Consider the following 16,029-nt stretch of genomic DNA (forward strand, 5'->3'; position numbering starts at 1 on the left):
CAAACTCCCGTCTCAACTGCGCCCCGCAGCCCCCTCCGGACGCAGAGCAACGCAAAGTTCACCGGACCCCATTTGGGGCCACGGGCTGCATTCTCTACGGTTGGGTCCGTGCGTCGCCTGCTTCGAGCCGTCATCATCTGCGGTATCGCGCTCGCCACGGTCCTCGTGGTGATCGCCGGTACTGCCGTCTTCGTCGTCCGCCACTCCTTCCCGACGTACGACGGGACGGTCGAGCTGGCGGGTCTGGACGCCGATGTCGAGGTGGTCCGGGACAGCAACGGGATCCCGCAGATCTATGCCTCGAACCCGGCCGACCTGTTCGCCGCACAGGGCTATGTGCACGCGCAGGACCGGTTCTTCGAGATGGACTTCCGCCGGCACGTCACAGCGGGCCGGCTGAGTGAGCTGTTCGGCAAGGACGCGCTGGAGACGGACAAGTTCGTCCGCACGCTGGGCTGGCGCCGGGTTGCCGAGAAGGAGCTCGGGCTGGTCAGCCCGTCCACCCGGCAGTACCTGGACGACTACGCCCGCGGTGTGAACGCCTATCTGGACAAGCACAGCGGTTCCGGCCTCAGCCTGGAGTACGCCGTACTGGGTCTGGACCCCAATGGTCGCCGGGACTATCGCCCGGAGCCGTGGACCGCGGCCGACTCAATGGCCTGGCTGAAGGCGATGGCCTGGGACCTCGGCGGCAACATGGGTGAGGAGATCAACCGCACCAAGCTGCTGGCCACCATCCCATCCAAGAGCGTCGACTCCCTTTACCCGGCGTACCCGTACGACCGGAACGAGCCGATCGTCCCGACTGCCTCAGTCGGCAAGGACGGCAAGTTCAGTGCGACTCCGCCGGCCACCAACGAGCTGCGCCGCGGCATGCTGACGACCGATCTGCTGAAGTCACTCGACTCGGTGGACAAGGTCGCCAAGGGTCTGCCGCAGCTGCTCGGCCAGGGCGACGGCATCGGTTCGAACTCGTGGGTCGTGTCCGGCGACCACACCGACAGCGGGAAGCCGCTGCTGGCCAACGACCCGCACCTCGGCGCCACCATGCCGGGCATCTGGTCGCAGGTCGGTCTGCACTGCACCAAGCAGAGCCGCACCTGCCCGTACGACGTCTCCGGCTTCAGCTTCTCCGGACTGCCCGGCGTGGTGATCGGCCACAACAACGCGATCTCCTGGGGATTCACCAACCTCGACCCCGATGTCCAGGACCTGTACCTGGAGAAGATCGAGGGCGACAACGTCCTCTACAACAACCGCTGGAAGCCGCTGTCCAAGCGCGAGGAGACCTTCAAGGTCGCAGGCCAGGACGACCCGGTGAAGATCACTGTGCGGGAGTCCCGGCACGGCCCGATCATCTCCGACGTCGGCGCCGAGGAGCGCGAGACCGGTGAGCTGGCCGCGCGGCGCGACAAGGCAGCGACGGCGTACGGCGTGGCTTTGCAGTGGACTGCGCTCCGGCCAGGGAAGACCGCCGACGCTCTGTTCGCGATCAACCGCGCGCAGAACTGGACGCAGTTCCGCGACGCGGCCCGGCAGTTCGAGGTCCCTTCGCAGAACCTGATCTACGCCGACACCGAGGGGCACATCGGCTACCAGGCGCCCGGTCTGGTCCCGATCCGCAAGGTCGCCAGCGGGAAGTGGCCGGTGGCCGGCTGGGACCCGAGGAACGACTGGACCAAGTACATCCCGTTCGACGCGATGCCGACCGAGCTCGACCCGGCCGACGGGATCATCGTCACCGCGAACCAGGCCGTCGTACCGAAGTCGTATCCGTACTTCCTGAGCGACAGCTGGGACTACGGCTACCGGTCGCAGCAGATCCTGGACCGGATCAAGGCGGCCGGCACGCTCGACGCGAGCAAGATGGCGTCGATCCAGTTGGACACCAAGAACCGGGCCGCCGAGATGCTGGTGCCGTCGCTGCTCAAGATCGGGATCAACGACGCGTTCGACCGGCAAGGACAGGACACCCTCAAGGGCTGGGACTTCACCCAGCCGGCCGATTCGGCACCGGCGGCGTACTTCAACGTCGTGTGGCGCAATCTGCTGTCGCTGACCTTCCACGACCAGCTGCCGAAGGCGGCCTGGCCGGATGGCGGCTCCCGGTGGGTCGAGGTCGTGCACACGCTGCTCGGGCAGCCCAGCAACAGCTGGTGGGACGACCTGCGGACGCCACAGCGGGAGAGCCGCGACGACATCCTGCGGCAGGCGCTGGTCGACGCCCGCGCGGAGATCACCAAGAAGATGGCTCGCGAGCCGTCGAACTGGAAGTGGGGTCAGCTGCACAAGCTGACGCTGGAGAACCAGACACTGGGTACGTCGGGCATCGGTGCGGTCGAGAAGCTGTTCAACCGCGGTCCGTACGAGCTCGGTGGCGGTAGCTCGATCGTGGACGCGACCTCCTGGGACGCCTCGGTCGGGTACGGCGTGACCTCGGTGCCGTCGATGCGGATGGTGGTCGACCTGTCCGACTTCGACAAGTCCCGCTGGATCAACCTGACCGGTACGTCGGGGCACGCGTTCTCGAAGAACTACATCGACCAGACGAAGCTGTGGGCCAAGGGCGAGACGCTGCCCTGGGCGTTCACGCGTGGTGCCGTCGAGGCCAAGCGCGAGCACACGCTCACGTTCACCGGTAAGCCTGAGCGCTAACCGACAGGTACCAGTCCGCGCGGTGTGAGCGCCGCGTGGACGAGGTGGTCGTGCGGATCGGACGGTAGCGAGTCGACGACCTCGGAGTCGTAGACGGCCGCCCAGATCGGCGTACCGGGTGTGACGCGCGTGAGCGCCCGGTCGTAGGAGCCACCGCCGCGCCCGAGCCGTACGCCGTCCCGTGCGACCGCCACGGCCGGGCAGAGGACCAGTTCGGCGGTGCTGATCGCGGCCGGGCCCAGATCGGTCCGTGGCTCGGACAGACCGAGCCGCCCCGGGACCAGGTCGGCCGCACCGGGCGCAACACCCCAGCCGAGGTCGTTGTCGGCGTACAGGATCGGCAGGAGCACCTCGCGGCCGCTGGCCAGCAGCCAGTCGATCAGTGCGCCGGTCTGCGGTTCCGCGCCCATCGAGACGTACAGGGCGATCCGCTGTGCACTCAGCAGGAGCGGTAGGGAGCGGGCAGCGGGCAGCAGGTCCTCGGCGGGCCTCGCGGTGCGGGCGGTGAGGAAGTGCTGCCGCGCTACGGCCTTCGACGCGAACACGCTCTGATCGTAGGCGGGCGTGACGCGGTTAACACTGCGATTACCCCGTGTCCCCTAGGGTTGTGACATGAGTGCGGTGGGGTTGAAGCAAGCTCAGGACAAGATGCGGGCGGCTGGGGCGGCAGAGGTCGCCATCCGCGTGTTCACCCACTACTACCGGCTCCTGGAGTCCGGTCAGCAGGGGACGATCCGCGAGGACGACATCGAGCCGGTGGGTGATCTGCCGCATCTGGACCACCTGGACACCGACCCCGAGGCGATGCGGGCCGCGCTGGCCGAGACCGTGGTGATCAAGCTCAACGGCGGCCTCGGTACGTCGATGGGCGTCACCGGACCGAAGTCCGCACTGCCGGTCAAGGACGGGCTGAGCTTCCTGGACATCATCGCCCGGCAGATCCTGAGCACGCGGCGCAAGTACGACGTACCGCTGCCGCTGGTGCTGATGAACTCCTTCCGCACCAAGGAGGAGTCCCTGCAGGTCCTGAGTGAGTACGACGGCCTGCGGGTCGACGGTCTGCCGCTGGACTTCCTGCAGAACATGGAACCCAAGTTGTTGGCCGACGACCTCACTCCGGCCGAGTGGGAGCCGGATCCGGAGCTGGCGTGGTGTCCGCCCGGCCATGGTGACCTCTTCACCGCTCTGGTGGCCTCCGGCACGCTGGACGCGCTCCGCGAGCACGGCTTCCGGCATGCGTTCATTTCGAACGCCGACAACCTCGGTGCGACCGCGGACCCGCGGATCGCCGCCTGGATGGCTGAGCACGACGTGCCGTTCGGGATGGAGGTCTGCCGGCGGACCCGGTCCGACCGCAAGGGCGGGCACGTGGCGGTGCGTAAGTCGGACGGCCGGCTGATCCTGCGGGACAGCGCGCAGGTCGCTGAGGAGGACAGCAAGTACTTCCAGGACATCACCCGGCACCGCACGTTCAACACGAACAACCTGTGGATCGACCTGGACCGGCTGGCCGACCTGATGGCCGGTCACGACGGCATCCTGGGCCTGCCGATCATGGTGAACCGCAAGACCGTCGACCCGGCCGACCCCAGCTCGCCGAAGGTGATCCAGCTGGAGACCGGGATGGGGACCGCGATCGAGACGTTCGAGGGCTCCCAGGCGGTGCTCGTGGACCGCAGCCGGTTCAAGCCGGTCAAGACCACGAACGACCTGCTCGTGCTGCGCTCGGACGTCTACGAGCTCGACGACGCCGGTGACCTCAGCACGACGCACGAGGGTGACGAGCCGTACGTCGACCTCGACCCGGAGCACTTCAAGATCCTGGCCGACTTCGACGCGCACTTCGCGGCCGGACCGCCGTCGCTGGTCCGGGCCGACCGGCTCGAGGTGCGTGGCGACGTGGTGTTCGGCAAGGACGTCACGGTGGTCGGTGAGGTCGAGATCGAGGCCGCTGCGGGTGAGCGGCGGCTGGTCCCGGACGGGACGGTTCTCGAAGGCTCATGAAATACCTTCCCCGCCCCACCGTCCCGGTCGACGACCTCCTGATCCGGCCGCTGGAGCCGTACGACACCGACGAGGCTGCGCAGGTCTGGTGGCGCTCACGGCACGCTCCAGGCGGTCAGCTGCCGCCGGCGATCCACACTGCTGAGCAGGTGGCGACCTGGTTCGCCGAGGTACTGCTCCCGGACGCACAGACCTGGGTGGGACTCGACGACGGCCGGATCGTCGCCGTACTGACGCTGGACGGTGACGACCTCGACCAGCTGTACGTCGACCCGGAGGTGGCCGGCCGTGGCATCGGATCGACACTGGTCGATCTGGCCAAGGACCTGCGGCCCGGCGGACTCGCCCTGTGGACCTTCCAGACCAATCTGAGCGCACAAGCCTTCTACCGCTCCCACGGCTTCACCGAAGTACGCCGTACCGATGGCGCGGCCAACGAAGAGCGCGCACCGGATGTCCGGATGGTGTGGGGTAAGCACCCGGAGGCGGTCACCGACTAGGGTCGGGCACGTGAAGCGCAGTGTTGAGGAGCATCTGGAGGCCGTACTCGGGCGGGTGACCGCACTGCCGGCCTTCGACCAACCGCTGATGGAGGCGCTGGGTCTGGTACTCGCCGAGGACATCGTCTCGGGAGTGAACCTGCCCGGGTTCGACAACTCGGCGATGGACGGTTACGCCGTCCGCGCCGAGGACCTGGCCGGTGCGAGCGGCGCGGCGCCGATCACGTTGCCGGTGATCGGTGAGCAGCGCGCGGGGCAGATGGTGCGGACCATCGTCACGCCGGGCACGTGTATGCGGATCATGACCGGCGCACCGATGCCGCGCGGCGCGGACAGTGTCGTACCGGTGGAGTGGACGGACGGTGGGACCGTCAACGTGCGGATCGACCAGCAGCCGCCACTCGGTGGATCGGTACGGCGGTTCGGTGAGGACGTGCAGGCGGGTCAGCAGGTGCTCGAGCGGGACACGTTGCTCGGGCCGCGGCAGATCGCCGTACTGGCTGCTGTTGGCCGGGCCCGGGTCAAGGCGCGGCCGCGACCGCGGGTTGTCGTGGTGTCCACCGGATCGGAGCTGCGCGAGCTGGGTACCGCTCTGGGTGATGGACAGATCTATGACTCGAACAGCTACACCATGGCGGCGTGTGCTCGGGACGCCGGAGCTGAGGTGTACCGCGTCGGAGTGGTCGACGATGATCCGAAGAAGATCATGGACACGCTGAACGACCAGCTGTCCCGTGCGGACCTGGTCATCACCACCGGTGGCGTCAGCAAGGGCGCGTACGACGTGGTGAAAGAGGTGCTGACCAAGACGGGCACCGTGGACTTCCCAGAGGTCGCTATGCAGCCTGGGAAACCGCAGGGCTTCGGAGTGCTCGGCGCCGACGAGGTACCGATCTTCACGCTGCCCGGGAACCCGGTGTCGGCGTACGTCTCCTTCGAGGTGTTCGTGCGGCCGGCTCTGCGCAAGCTGATGGGCCAGATGCCGTACCGGCGGAGTCTCACCCGCGGAGTGTGCCTGGACGGCTTCAACTCCCCGTCCGGGAGGCGACAGTTCGTCCGCGCAGCGGCCAGGTCCGGCGACGAGGGCTGGATGGCCAGTACAGTCGGCGGGCACGGCTCGCACCTGCTCGGCGGGCTGAGCCGGGCGAACGCCCTGATCGTGGTCCCGGAGGACGTGACGTCGGTCCGGGCCGGTGAGCAGGTGGAGCTCTTGCTGCTGGACGAGGAGACCGGATGACGCAGGACCGGGGGCTGACCCACGTCGACGAGACGGGGGCGGCACGGATGGTGGACGTGTCCGCCAAGGACGCCACCACCCGGCGGGCTGTTGCCTCTGGCAAGGTTCTGGTCTCGGCCGAGGTGGTCGCGGCGCTGCGCGGTGACGGCGTCCCGAAGGGTGATGCCCTCGGCGTCGCACGGATCGCCGGGATCATGGGTGCGAAACGGACACCCGACCTGATCCCGCTGTGCCATCCGATCGCGATCACCGGTGCCAAGGTCGAGCTCGAGGTGGCGGACGACGCCGTACTGATCACTGCTGTTGTGAAGACCACTGATCGGACCGGTGTCGAGATGGAGGCGCTGACCGCAGTGGCTGTGGCCGGGCTCGCCGTCATCGACATGGTGAAGGCACTGGACCCGGCTGCCGTGCTGTCCGACGTACAGGTCGAGCGCAAAGAGGGTGGCAAGACCGGTCTTTGGGAGCGCTCGTGAAGGCGCTGGTGATCAGCATCTCCAACCGGGCCGCTGCTGGGATCTACACCGACACCACTGGTCCGCTGATCGCCGAGCGGTTGAGCGAGTGGGGTTTCGAGGTGTCCGGGCCGCAGGTGGTGCCAGATGGTGCACCTGTCGGTGAGGCGCTGCGTGCTGCGGTCGCGGCGGCGTACGACGTCGTACTGACGACTGGTGGCACGGGGATCTCACCGACGGACTGCACGCCCGAAGAGACGGCGGCTGTCGTCGACAAGGTGGTCCCGGGGGTTGCTGAGGCGATCCGCGCGTACGGCGTCGCGAACGGCGTACCGACTGCTGCACTGTCGCGTGGGCTCGCCGGAGTCGCCGGTACGACGGTCATCGTGAACCTCCCGGGGTCGCGTGGTGGCGTGAAGGACGGCCTCGCCGTACTGGGGCCGTTGCTGCGGCATGCGGTCGAGCAGGTGCGCGGTGGGGACCACGTGCGGACGGACACTGACTGATGGCGATCGTCCACTGGCCTGTCGAGCTCCAACACGGACAGGTCGCACTGAGGCCGCTGCGCGCCGGCGACGGTGCCGAATGGGCAGCAGCCCGGCAGCGCAACGTCAGCTGGCTGCGGCCGTGGGACGCGACGCAACCACCCGGTGCGGACGACGGTGCACGCACGTTCCGCGCTATGGCACGCGACTGGAACCGGCAGGCGCGGTACGGCCGGATGCTCCCCTTCGTCATCACGTACGGCGGTGCGGCCGGCGCAGGTGCCCGGGCGAAGTGGCCGCTGGTCGGCCAGCTCACTGTTTCCGGAATCACCTACGGCTCAGCCCGCTGGGCCAACCTCGGCTACTGGGTCGACGAGCAGTACGCCGGTCGCGGCATCGTGCCGACCGCAGTAGCACTGGCCGCCGACCACTGCTGGTTCACCCTCGGACTGCACCGCATCGAGGTGGCCATCCGGCCCGAGAACAAAGCCAGTCTGCGTGTGGTGGACAAGCTCGGCTTCCGGTACGAAGGCGAACGGCCGCGGTTCCTGCATATCGACGGCGACTGGCGCGACCACCGCATCTTCGCGCTCAACAGTGAGGAAGTCGGGCCGGGTCTCGTCTCCCGATTGGAGTGACTACGCTCCGTACTGTTCACATCAGTCACACGAGTCTTCTTGCGACACACCGTGCCACGTACCCCATCTGACCCGCGCTGGGTCTTAGCGTCGTCGCATGGGGACGACAGGACTGATCTATGTGGCGATCGTCGCCGCGTGGGCTGCCTACCTCGTCCCGATGATGCTGAAGCGGAACGACGAGGCCAGGCGCCGCTCGGCGGTACCGTCGACGGCCGACGCACGCGTCCTGTCGCGCGACCCGTCCACCACCCGGTACGTCGTCCGTCCACCGGGCTCTGTCGAGGTCCCGGACGTCGAGGCCGCTGACGACCTGTCGCCACCGAAGCGCTACGTCCCCAACCGAGCCCGCCGGGTGGCCGCTATGCGCCGCCGGCGGGTCCTGTCGATCCTGACCCTTTCGCTGTTGTCGGTGACCGCACTGGCCGGACTAGGCATGCTCCTGTGGTGGACCGTCGCCATCCCGGCCGGCCTCATCGTCGGCTTCGTCATCCTCACCCGCGTCCAGCTCCGCCGCCAGGCCCGCGACCGCGCCCGCCTCGCGGCAGATCGCCGTACCCGGATGCAGGCCCACCACGACCGCGGCCCCGCCGGTAAGCCCGCCCCGTCCCCCGACGACGAGCTCACCATCGAGGTCAAGCTCCCCGCCGACCCCGCCCCCGTCGTCGAGAAGCCCGCCGCCTCCACCGAAGGCCTCTGGGACCCCGTCCCTGTCACCCTCCCCATGTACGTGATGAAGGAGAAGGCCCCGGACCGCACCGTCCGCACCATCTCCCTCACCGACGACGAGGTCTTCTCCAGCGCCCGTACGACGGACCCCGCCGAGAAGCCCCTGGTCGCCGAAACCCCACCCCCCGCCGCCGAAGAACCCGAGGTCAGGCGAGCCGTCGGCGACTGACTAACCGGTTTTAGAGTCCGGGCCTGAACGTGTTAGAGTTTCGCGGTCGCCAGGGAAACCATGGCGGCCCGATTTGGGGCTGTGGCGCAGTTGGTAGCGCGCTTCGTTCGCAACGAAGAGGCCAGGGGTTCGAATCCCCTCAGCTCCACGAAGTCGATAGGCGAGGTGTGCGGCGCTTGACAGCGCTCGCCGCCTCGCCTTCGTCGTGTTGTGCGTCTGCGCTTCGCTTGCCGCGGGCGGGGGCTTCGCCACCCGCACCCCCTGCGCCTCGCTTCGCATCGGCGGCTTCGGCGGGGGCACGCTGCTTGGTTGCCGACACACTTGGTGGGGGAGCCTGGTGGTGCTTGCGCGAGTACGGTCGGTTGTCATGGAAGAGGCTGAGAGGGTCATTCGGGCGGTGTGCGGGGAGATTGATCGTGCGCTGACTCGGCTGCGGGATGATCCGGGTTTTCAGTTGGTGGGGTCCCGGGGCGCGGGGGGCATGCGGGTTGACGATGCCAGGGCGGCGTTGCTGAGGGCGATGGACGAACTTGATGCCGGTGTGCGACCGGTGCTGGGTGCGTTTGCTCAGTTGGTTCTCCTCGACGACAGAGCGCATCCGCGCATCGCGCCTTACCAGTTGCGGGTCGCGTTCGGTGCATATGTCGAGGCGTCGAGGCTCGCCGCTGACTCTTCCACTCAGACAGACCATGCCTTCGGGGCCTCGCAAACGCCCCAGGCAGTCAAGGTGCGACTGTCCTTGGCCAAGGAGGCACTCGATCGCTGCGTTGCTGACCTCGACCGACCTGACCCTGACCCTGTCGAGGACAGCGGTCCTGGTCAGTGGATTGGAGCGCGTCCTTCGGCTGGGCCGCGGTTCTCCGAGGACGGTGCCAAGAAGCCACGCGAGGTGTTGCGCGAAGCGTTGTACGAGCAGGCGTTGCCTTTCGCCGAGGCGGTCGGAGCGGAGATGGCTGGTGCTACGGAACCCGCCGGAGTCCCCGGGCCCTTTGCCGATGTGCGCGAGCCATGGCTTCGCCGGGTGCTGCGCCGCGGCCGTCGATCCGAGTAGCCGATGACCGGGATATTTCAGAGCGCTCTGACCGGTGGACGCGCGTTGCTGGTCGGCTGGATCCTGCCCAGCCTGATCAACGTGCTGATCTTCGGGGTCGTTGTGACACCGAAGATCAGCAGTTTCGACGCGCTCGATGCCGAGGCTGCCCGCGGGGCGATATTCGGCCTGGTCGTCACTGCAATGGTCGGTCTGGTCCTGGCCGCGCTGCAAACCCCGCTCTACCGTGTTCTCGAAGGCTATCTCTGCTGGCCCAAGTGGCTGGCCCACGCGCGCCGCCGGCGCCACCTGGCACGCAAACATCTGCTGCGTAATCGAGTCGACGCAGCAGCCCTGGCACTGCAGGACCGAACTGGCTCCCTGGCAGTCGCCGACCGGCCGGTCCTGGCCGCCTTCCGCGCCCACGGGGTCATCGGCCGCTACCTCGAAGTCGACCTCCACAAGGGTGCGGTCTGGCTCGCGCTGCTGGAGGAGCGCCTGCACCGCTACCCGGTCGATGATCGACAGGTCGCCCCGACTCAACTCGGCAACGCGATCCGGCGGTTCGAGGAGTACGGGTACAGCCGCTATCGTCTCGACACGCAGGTGCTCTGGCACGAACTCAACGCAGCAGTCGGCGAACCCGCACGCAAGCAGACCGATGACGCCCGGATGAGCGTCGACTTCTTCGTCAGCCTGCTCTTCGGCCACCTGATCGTCATCGTTGCCGCAGTCGTCGGCCTCGCCACCGGCACCGTTGTACGTCCCTGGCTCGTCGTCGCGACGATTGCCGTCCTGCTGCCGCTGACTCTCCTCTGGTACCGCCTCGCCGTCGTGTCCACCGACGAATGGGCCGGTGCGGTTCGAGCCATGGTCAACCTCGGCCGACACCCCTTGGCCGCGGCGCTCGGCCTCACCCTCCCGCAGGGGATCGATGACGAGCGCTCCATGTGGCTTCTCGTCGACGACTTCGTCCGCACCGGGTTCCATCCGGGGCTCACCACCCTGGACGCCTACCGGACCGCCCCCGAGGAACCGGAAGCGGGCGACGCGTCGGTCGCGACCGAGTTGGCACCGCCTGCCTCCTGAACAAGTAATCTCACTACGGTTCCAGGTCGGCGACGCCTTTGCCGGTGGTGATGTCGTAAGGGACTGAGATCTGGTCGTGGGCGATCAGCCAGGTGTCGTTGAGTTTGCGGAAGCAGAAGGTGGCTCGGACCCACATGCCGGGGGTTCGGGTTCCGGTCGGCAGGGTGCCGCTGAGGCGGCCGAAGCCGTGGGCGAACGCGATGTCTTCGCCGACGGTGACCGCCAGGTCGCGGATTTCGTAGCTCACCTTCTGGAAGACGGCGAACACTCGCTCCCAGTTCTTCAGCTTCGCGGCGAGGCCGACGTGTTGCAGGGGTGGGTCGATGTCGAAGGAGACGACGTCGGGGGTGTAGATCCGGGCCAGGGCGTCCAGGTCCTTGGCGCGGAGGGCCTCGATGATCTTGTCGATCTGTCCGGTGATTGCGGATTCGGTCACGTGTCAGGCTCCGAAGGCGGGGGCGTTGTCGCGGGCCCAGTCGGTGAAGGTGAGGGCGGGGCGGCCCAGGAGTGCTGCCACGGTTTCGGTGGTGGGGCCTGGGTGGGTTGCGTAGTCAGCTAGGGAACCAAGGAGGCGGGCTGGGACCTCGTCGGGTAGGCATTGGGCGAGCATGGCTTGGCGGACCTGGTCGGCGGGCAGTTCCTGGAACGCCAGCGGTCGGCCAATCGCGGCGCCGATGATCCGCACCTTCGCGGACTGGTCGAGTGGCTGGGGGCCGGTCAGCGTCAGGGTTGAACCGGCGTGGGCCTTGTCTGCGAGAGCCTGTACGGCGACCGCGGCGATGTCGGCCTCGTGGACTGGTGAGGTGGTGGCGGTGGCGTAGGCGCCGCGGACTACGTCGCCGGCCTTGATTTGCGGGGCCCAGGCGAGGGCGTTGGCGGCGAAGTCGGCCAGGCGGAGGATTGTCCAGTCGAGGCCGGAGTCCTTGACTAGCTCTTCGGCGGCTTTGAACTGAGCTGCGAAGCGCGGCTCGCCAGCGGGGTGCTCCACGGTAGTTGCCGATAGCAACACTGCGCGGCTGACGCCTTGTTTGGATGCCAGTTGCAACAGCTCACCCAGCCCGGGGCCGGTGGCGCGGGGGCTGATCTGGATGGCTTCTACGCCTTCGAGGGTTGGTTCCAGCCAACCTGGGTTGAAGAGGTCACCTTGGACGGTGTTGGGGACGGGGGATGCGCCGCGGGTGACTGCGGTGAGGGGGATGCCCTTGTCGACGAGTTGGCGGGCTACAGCGCGGCCGACGACGCCGTTGGCGCCGGTGAGGAGGATCATCGGGAGCTTCCTTTGCTCAGGGTGGGGTTGTGGCGGCCGCCGGTTCGTTTGGTGAGGGCTGAGGGGATGGGGGATTTGGAGCGGTAGAACTTGAGCGGGCTCGAGCTGACGGCTTCCTTGTAGGCGATGGCGGCTCGGCCCTTGAGGTACCAGCGGCTGGGGGTGTCGTCGGGGTTGGTGAATTGGATGACGGCGTCCTTGCGACCCAGCGACACGGGCTGGTGGATGTAGCCGAAGCGGAATGGGCGCGGGTCTTTGCCGCGCAGGATCCGGGTGATCGACTCGGCCGTGTGGGCGCCGGCGGGGATGGCGCTCTGGCAGGTGCCGTGGATGGTGCCGTAGGCCTGGCGGATCGCGGCCGCGTCACCGATCGCGAAGACCTCGGGGTGCGAGACCGAACGCAGGGCGGAGTCGACGGTGACCCGGCCGGCGTCGTCGACCGCGATGCCGGCTTCTGCGGCAAGACGAGCATGTACGACGCCCGTCGTACACAAGGTGATGTCGGTCGGGATGCGTTCGCCGTCGGCTAGTTCGACTGCGTGCGGGTGGATCCGGGTGACCGTGACGCCGGTGCGGATCTCGACGCCGAGACGGTCGAGCGTGTTCATCAGATAGGTGCGTGCCTTCGAACCCATCATCGAGCCCGGCTCGCCGCGGCTGAGCAGGATCACTCGCATCTTCGGGTACGCCTCGGCGGCTTCGGCGGCCGCTTCGATGCCGGTCAGACCGGCGCCGCAGACGGTGAGGACGCCCTCAGCGTTGTCCCGCAGGGCCTGTGCGAACTGCGGATCGTCGATGGCGAAGGCGTGCTCAGAGCGCGGGGTGGCGCTACCGATCGCGTAGACGAGGTAGTCGTACGTGAGGTCGTTGCCGTCAGCAAGGACCACGCTGTGGTTGGCGGCATCGATCCGGGCCGCCCGGCCCTGAACGAAGGTGACGCCCGCCGGCGCGACGAGATCGGGGATGCGGTGGACGGCGAGCTGCTGACCGACCGCGGCCTGGTGCTGGCGGAGGCGTTCGTTGAAGACGTCGGTCGGGTTGACGAGGGTGACGTCGGCGTTCCTGGTACGGCGCGCGATGCCGTGGGCGGCCATCATGCCGGTGTAGCCGGCGCCGAGGATGACGATGCGGTGCTTCGGGTCCATGGGTTCCTACCGGAGTTCAGGGGATCGGTGCTGATCCACTGTCGGGCTCAGGAAGAACCGGCGGCAACGGCGATGTGCTCAACGGCTGTTCAGCACGGTTGAAGACCCGCGTGAATGCCTCGCCGTCGTTCAGCGTCGTTCAAGGATTGTTTCGCAGGTCCGCACTACTGAGCCGGGGGCCAGTCGAGGATCACCGGACCGTGATCCTCGGCGAGCCGGGCGAACGCCCGGACGAGTTCGGTTTCGCGGTCGGCCCGCCAGATCAGTGCCGACGCGACGGGCGGACCGTTCTCGATCGGCGTGTAGGCGATCCCGGGATGCTGGTTGTACTGCGCGAACTGCGCCAGGATCGGGCCGATGCCCTTGCCCGCCATGACCAGCGCGACACCGGCCTGCAGGCTCTCGACCAGGAATGCGCGCTCGATCGGCCGCCCCGACGGCGTTTGGCTCGGCACGAAGTAGTCGATCCAGTACGCCTCCGGATCACCTGCTGCGACGACGACCGGGTGGTCGGCGAGATCCTCCATCGTGGCGTAACCCCGCCGTACGATCGGGTGGCCCTCGGGTGCGGCCATCAGCAGGGTCTCGCGCAGGACCACCGGTCCGACGATCATGCCGTCCTCGCGGACAGGCAGCGGTACGGCGAGGATGTCGACCCGGTCCTGCCGCAGCGGCCGCAGGTGGTCGCCGACCTCTGCCTCCAGCACGAGACGCACGGTGGATCCGGGCTGACGCGATTCGAAGCTGCGGGCGAGTTCGACCAGGTGCCGACCATTCGCCGTACCGAGGAAGCCCAGCCGGAGCTCGCCGTCGATCCCCTTGGCTGCTTGGATGGTCCGCTGGACGACCTGCTCCACGGCCTCGTGTGCGGGCGCGAGGTCGCGCTGGAACTGCCGGCCGAGGTCGGTGAGGGTTACACCGCGCGTGTTGCGCTCGAACAGGGCGGCACCGATCCGGCGCTCGATCTTCTGGACGAGTTGGGTGACGCGCGCCGGCGAGACCCGGAGGCGCTTGGCGGTCCGGCCGAAGTGCAACTCTTCGCACAGCACAAGGAACGTCTCGATCTCCTGACGTTCCACAGCACCTCACATCGGGTGTTCAACCACGGCGAACAATTGTTCAGCCAACCTGAACACCGAGTATGAGCGATCACCGGATCACCCGTCGAGCCGAAGGCCTTTGAGGATGATGCTCAGGGCGGAGTGGAACTCGGCTTCTGGGTTGCTGGCGGTGGCGGTGTGGGCCATGGCGACCAGGTGGGGGAACTGGTCGGCGGGTAGGGCGGCGGCTTGGTCGGTTGGTGCGAACTCGGCTTGGGCGAAGCCGGTGATGAATGCGGAGACCAGGCGGAAGGCGACCAGTAGGCCGGTTCCCGATCTGCCGCTGCGGGCCAGCGCTTCTAGTAGTGCCTCGGCTGGGGTGAGTGTTGCCGCGTCCAGGATGCGCCGGGTGAGGATCAGGGGTACGGCGTTCGGGTGGGCGCGGACGGCTCGCCACATGCCTTCGGCTACTGCGGCTACTGCGTCGGTCCAGTCGTCGGTTGGGGTGGTGTCCCAGTGGGCCTCGGCCATGACGGCTTCGGTGACTAGCTGCTCCAGCCCCTCGCGTCTGTCTACGTAGTTGTAGATGGTCATCGGGCCGGTGCCCAGCGCCGATGCGAGATTGCGCATGGTCAGGGCGGCCAGGCCCTGTTCGTCGACCAGGGTCAGGGCGACGGTCTGCAGCTGGGCGCGGGTGAACTTCTTCGGTGCGGGCATGGGCCGCACCCGGCCGTCGTACTCGTGCACGGCGGCGGCGCTACCCACGAGATGATGCTCGGCCAGTACGAGCGGTGGTTCTCGGAAGCCGGGATCGCCGTGGTGGCCTTCGACTTCCGGAATCTCGGCGAATCCGGCGGTGAGCCGCGGCAGTTGGTCAGCCAGCGCCGGTACGCCGTCGATGTCGACGCCGCGATCGAATTCGCCCGATCGCGGCCCGAGGTCGATCCGGCCCGGTTGGCGGTGTGGGGGACGTCGTTCGGCGCCAGTCATGCGCTCGCGGCCGCTGCCCGCCACCCCGACCTCGCTGCGGCGGTCGTGCAATGCCCGGTGCTGAGCGGGCGCGCTGTTGTGCTGCGCGCCGGAGCCCGTCACCTCGCCCGGATGACAGGGCCAATCGTCGCCGATCTGTTCCGTGCCATGCTGCGACTGCCGCGGCGATACGTGCCGCTGGTGGGTCGGCCAGGCGAGAAGGCCTTTGTGAACCAACCCGGCGCGCTCGAGGGCTGGCAGTCGGTCACCCCGCCGGGCAGCGAGTTCGACAACCGCATCACCGCCGCTTCGGGACTGGGCATGCTGTTCTACAACGCCGCGGCACAGGCATCCGACGTACGGTGCCCGCTCCTGGTCGCGGCGTGCGACCGGGAGAACCTCATCGCGCCGGAGATCGCCGAGAAGGTGGTCGCCGAGGCACCCCGTGCCGAACTCAAGCACTACGACGCCGACCACTTCACCGTCTATCACCCGCCGGTCGTCGAGCAGGTCGTCGCGGACCAGATCGCCTTCCTCACCAGGCACCTGAGGCCGAGCGGAACCTGGCGCGCCGCAGCGGTGTAGGTGAGTTGTCCAACTGCCTCAGCCCACGTCGG

The 16,029-nt window shown here is 68.0% G+C and carries 17 protein-coding genes and 1 tRNA gene; 12 read left to right on the top strand and 6 right to left on the bottom strand.

The genetic code is table 11. From position 1 onward, the window contains the following. Positions 1-108 precede the first annotated feature (108 nt). A complete protein-coding gene (locus ACFTSF_RS15935) occupies positions 109-2,655 on the top strand; it encodes a penicillin acylase family protein (protein ID WP_380154455.1) in 2,547 nt (848 codons plus the stop codon). Here ACFTSF_RS15935 and ACFTSF_RS15940 read toward each other — a convergent pair. Next, a complete protein-coding gene (locus ACFTSF_RS15940; protein WP_380154456.1) occupies positions 2,652-3,200 on the bottom strand; it encodes a 5-formyltetrahydrofolate cyclo-ligase in 549 nt (182 codons plus the stop codon). The two genes, ACFTSF_RS15935 and ACFTSF_RS15940, sit on opposite strands and share 4 nt — an antisense overlap. Positions 3,201-3,267: 67 nt before the next feature. Between ACFTSF_RS15940 and ACFTSF_RS15945 the strand changes: the two genes are divergently transcribed. The 10 genes from ACFTSF_RS15945 to ACFTSF_RS15990 all read left to right on the top strand — a co-directional run bounded on the left by ACFTSF_RS15945 (position 3,268) and on the right by ACFTSF_RS15990 (position 10,991). Continuing rightward, the gene (locus tag ACFTSF_RS15945) at positions 3,268-4,659 is read left to right on the top strand and encodes a UTP--glucose-1-phosphate uridylyltransferase (protein WP_380154457.1); all 1,392 of its coding nucleotides are present in this window, start codon (positions 3,268-3,270) and stop codon (positions 4,657-4,659) included. Beyond that, positions 4,656-5,159, top strand: coding sequence for a GNAT family N-acetyltransferase (locus tag ACFTSF_RS15950; RefSeq protein WP_380154458.1), 504 nt, complete (start codon positions 4,656-4,658; stop codon positions 5,157-5,159). Before ACFTSF_RS15945 ends, ACFTSF_RS15950 begins: the two co-directional genes overlap by 4 nt. 10 nt (positions 5,160-5,169) lie before the next feature. Next, positions 5,170-6,396 (top strand): gephyrin-like molybdotransferase Glp, encoded by a 1,227-nt coding sequence (gene glp, locus ACFTSF_RS15955; protein WP_344145317.1) that lies wholly within the window; start codon positions 5,170-5,172, stop codon positions 6,394-6,396. Beyond that, on the top strand, positions 6,393-6,872 hold the full coding sequence (moaC, locus tag ACFTSF_RS15960; protein WP_380154459.1) for a cyclic pyranopterin monophosphate synthase MoaC: 480 nt from the start codon (positions 6,393-6,395) through the stop codon (positions 6,870-6,872). Before glp ends, moaC begins: the two co-directional genes overlap by 4 nt. Beyond that, the gene (locus ACFTSF_RS15965) at positions 6,869-7,357 is read left to right on the top strand and encodes a molybdenum cofactor biosynthesis protein B (RefSeq protein ID WP_380154460.1); all 489 of its coding nucleotides are present in this window, start codon (positions 6,869-6,871) and stop codon (positions 7,355-7,357) included. Before moaC ends, ACFTSF_RS15965 begins: the two co-directional genes overlap by 4 nt. After that, positions 7,357-7,974 carry a GNAT family protein gene (locus ACFTSF_RS15970; protein WP_344145320.1) on the top strand — a complete coding sequence of 206 codons (618 nt, stop codon included), beginning with the start codon at positions 7,357-7,359 and terminating at the stop codon, positions 7,972-7,974. The genes ACFTSF_RS15965 and ACFTSF_RS15970 overlap by 1 nt, the downstream gene beginning before the upstream one ends. Before the next feature lie 97 nt (positions 7,975-8,071). Beyond that, a complete protein-coding gene (locus ACFTSF_RS15975) occupies positions 8,072-8,872 on the top strand; it encodes a hypothetical protein (RefSeq protein ID WP_380154461.1) in 801 nt (266 codons plus the stop codon). 75 nt (positions 8,873-8,947) lie between these two features. Further along, a tRNA-Ala gene (locus tag ACFTSF_RS15980) sits at positions 8,948-9,020 on the top strand. A gap of 219 nt (positions 9,021-9,239) precedes the next feature. After that, entirely contained in the window at positions 9,240-9,923 is a 684-nt protein-coding gene (locus ACFTSF_RS15985; protein WP_380154462.1) for a hypothetical protein, read from the top strand. Positions 9,924-9,926: 3 nt separating this feature from the next. Continuing rightward, positions 9,927-10,991 carry a hypothetical protein gene (locus ACFTSF_RS15990; protein ID WP_380154463.1) on the top strand — a complete coding sequence of 355 codons (1,065 nt, stop codon included), beginning with the start codon at positions 9,927-9,929 and terminating at the stop codon, positions 10,989-10,991. 13 nt (positions 10,992-11,004) lie between these two features. On the opposite strand, the gene ACFTSF_RS15995 is transcribed toward ACFTSF_RS15990, so the two are convergent. From ACFTSF_RS15995 to ACFTSF_RS16015, 5 genes are all read right to left on the bottom strand, one after another. Continuing rightward, the gene (locus ACFTSF_RS15995; protein WP_380154464.1) at positions 11,005-11,427 is read right to left on the bottom strand and encodes a YybH family protein; all 423 of its coding nucleotides are present in this window, start codon (positions 11,425-11,427) and stop codon (positions 11,005-11,007) included. Between the two features lie 3 nt (positions 11,428-11,430). Then, positions 11,431-12,258 carry an NAD(P)H-binding protein gene (locus ACFTSF_RS16000; protein ID WP_380154465.1) on the bottom strand — a complete coding sequence of 276 codons (828 nt, stop codon included), beginning with the start codon at positions 12,256-12,258 and terminating at the stop codon, positions 11,431-11,433. Then, positions 12,255-13,403 (bottom strand): NAD(P)/FAD-dependent oxidoreductase, encoded by a 1,149-nt coding sequence (locus tag ACFTSF_RS16005; protein WP_380154466.1) that lies wholly within the window; start codon positions 13,401-13,403, stop codon positions 12,255-12,257. The genes ACFTSF_RS16000 and ACFTSF_RS16005 overlap by 4 nt, the downstream gene beginning before the upstream one ends. A 164-nt stretch (positions 13,404-13,567) precedes the next feature. Then, a complete protein-coding gene (locus tag ACFTSF_RS16010) occupies positions 13,568-14,482 on the bottom strand; it encodes a LysR family transcriptional regulator (protein WP_380154467.1) in 915 nt (304 codons plus the stop codon). A 78-nt stretch (positions 14,483-14,560) separates the two neighbouring features. After that, the gene (locus ACFTSF_RS16015; RefSeq protein WP_380154468.1) at positions 14,561-15,208 is read right to left on the bottom strand and encodes a TetR/AcrR family transcriptional regulator; all 648 of its coding nucleotides are present in this window, start codon (positions 15,206-15,208) and stop codon (positions 14,561-14,563) included. A 6-nt stretch (positions 15,209-15,214) separates the two neighbouring features. Between ACFTSF_RS16015 and ACFTSF_RS16020 the strand changes: the two genes are divergently transcribed. Next, a complete protein-coding gene (locus ACFTSF_RS16020) occupies positions 15,215-15,997 on the top strand; it encodes an alpha/beta hydrolase (protein ID WP_380154469.1) in 783 nt (260 codons plus the stop codon). Positions 15,998-16,029 lie beyond the last annotated feature (32 nt).

The organism is Kribbella sp. NPDC056951 (assembly GCF_042674205.1).
Classification (GTDB): domain Bacteria; phylum Actinomycetota; class Actinomycetes; order Propionibacteriales; family Kribbellaceae; genus Kribbella; species Kribbella yunnanensis.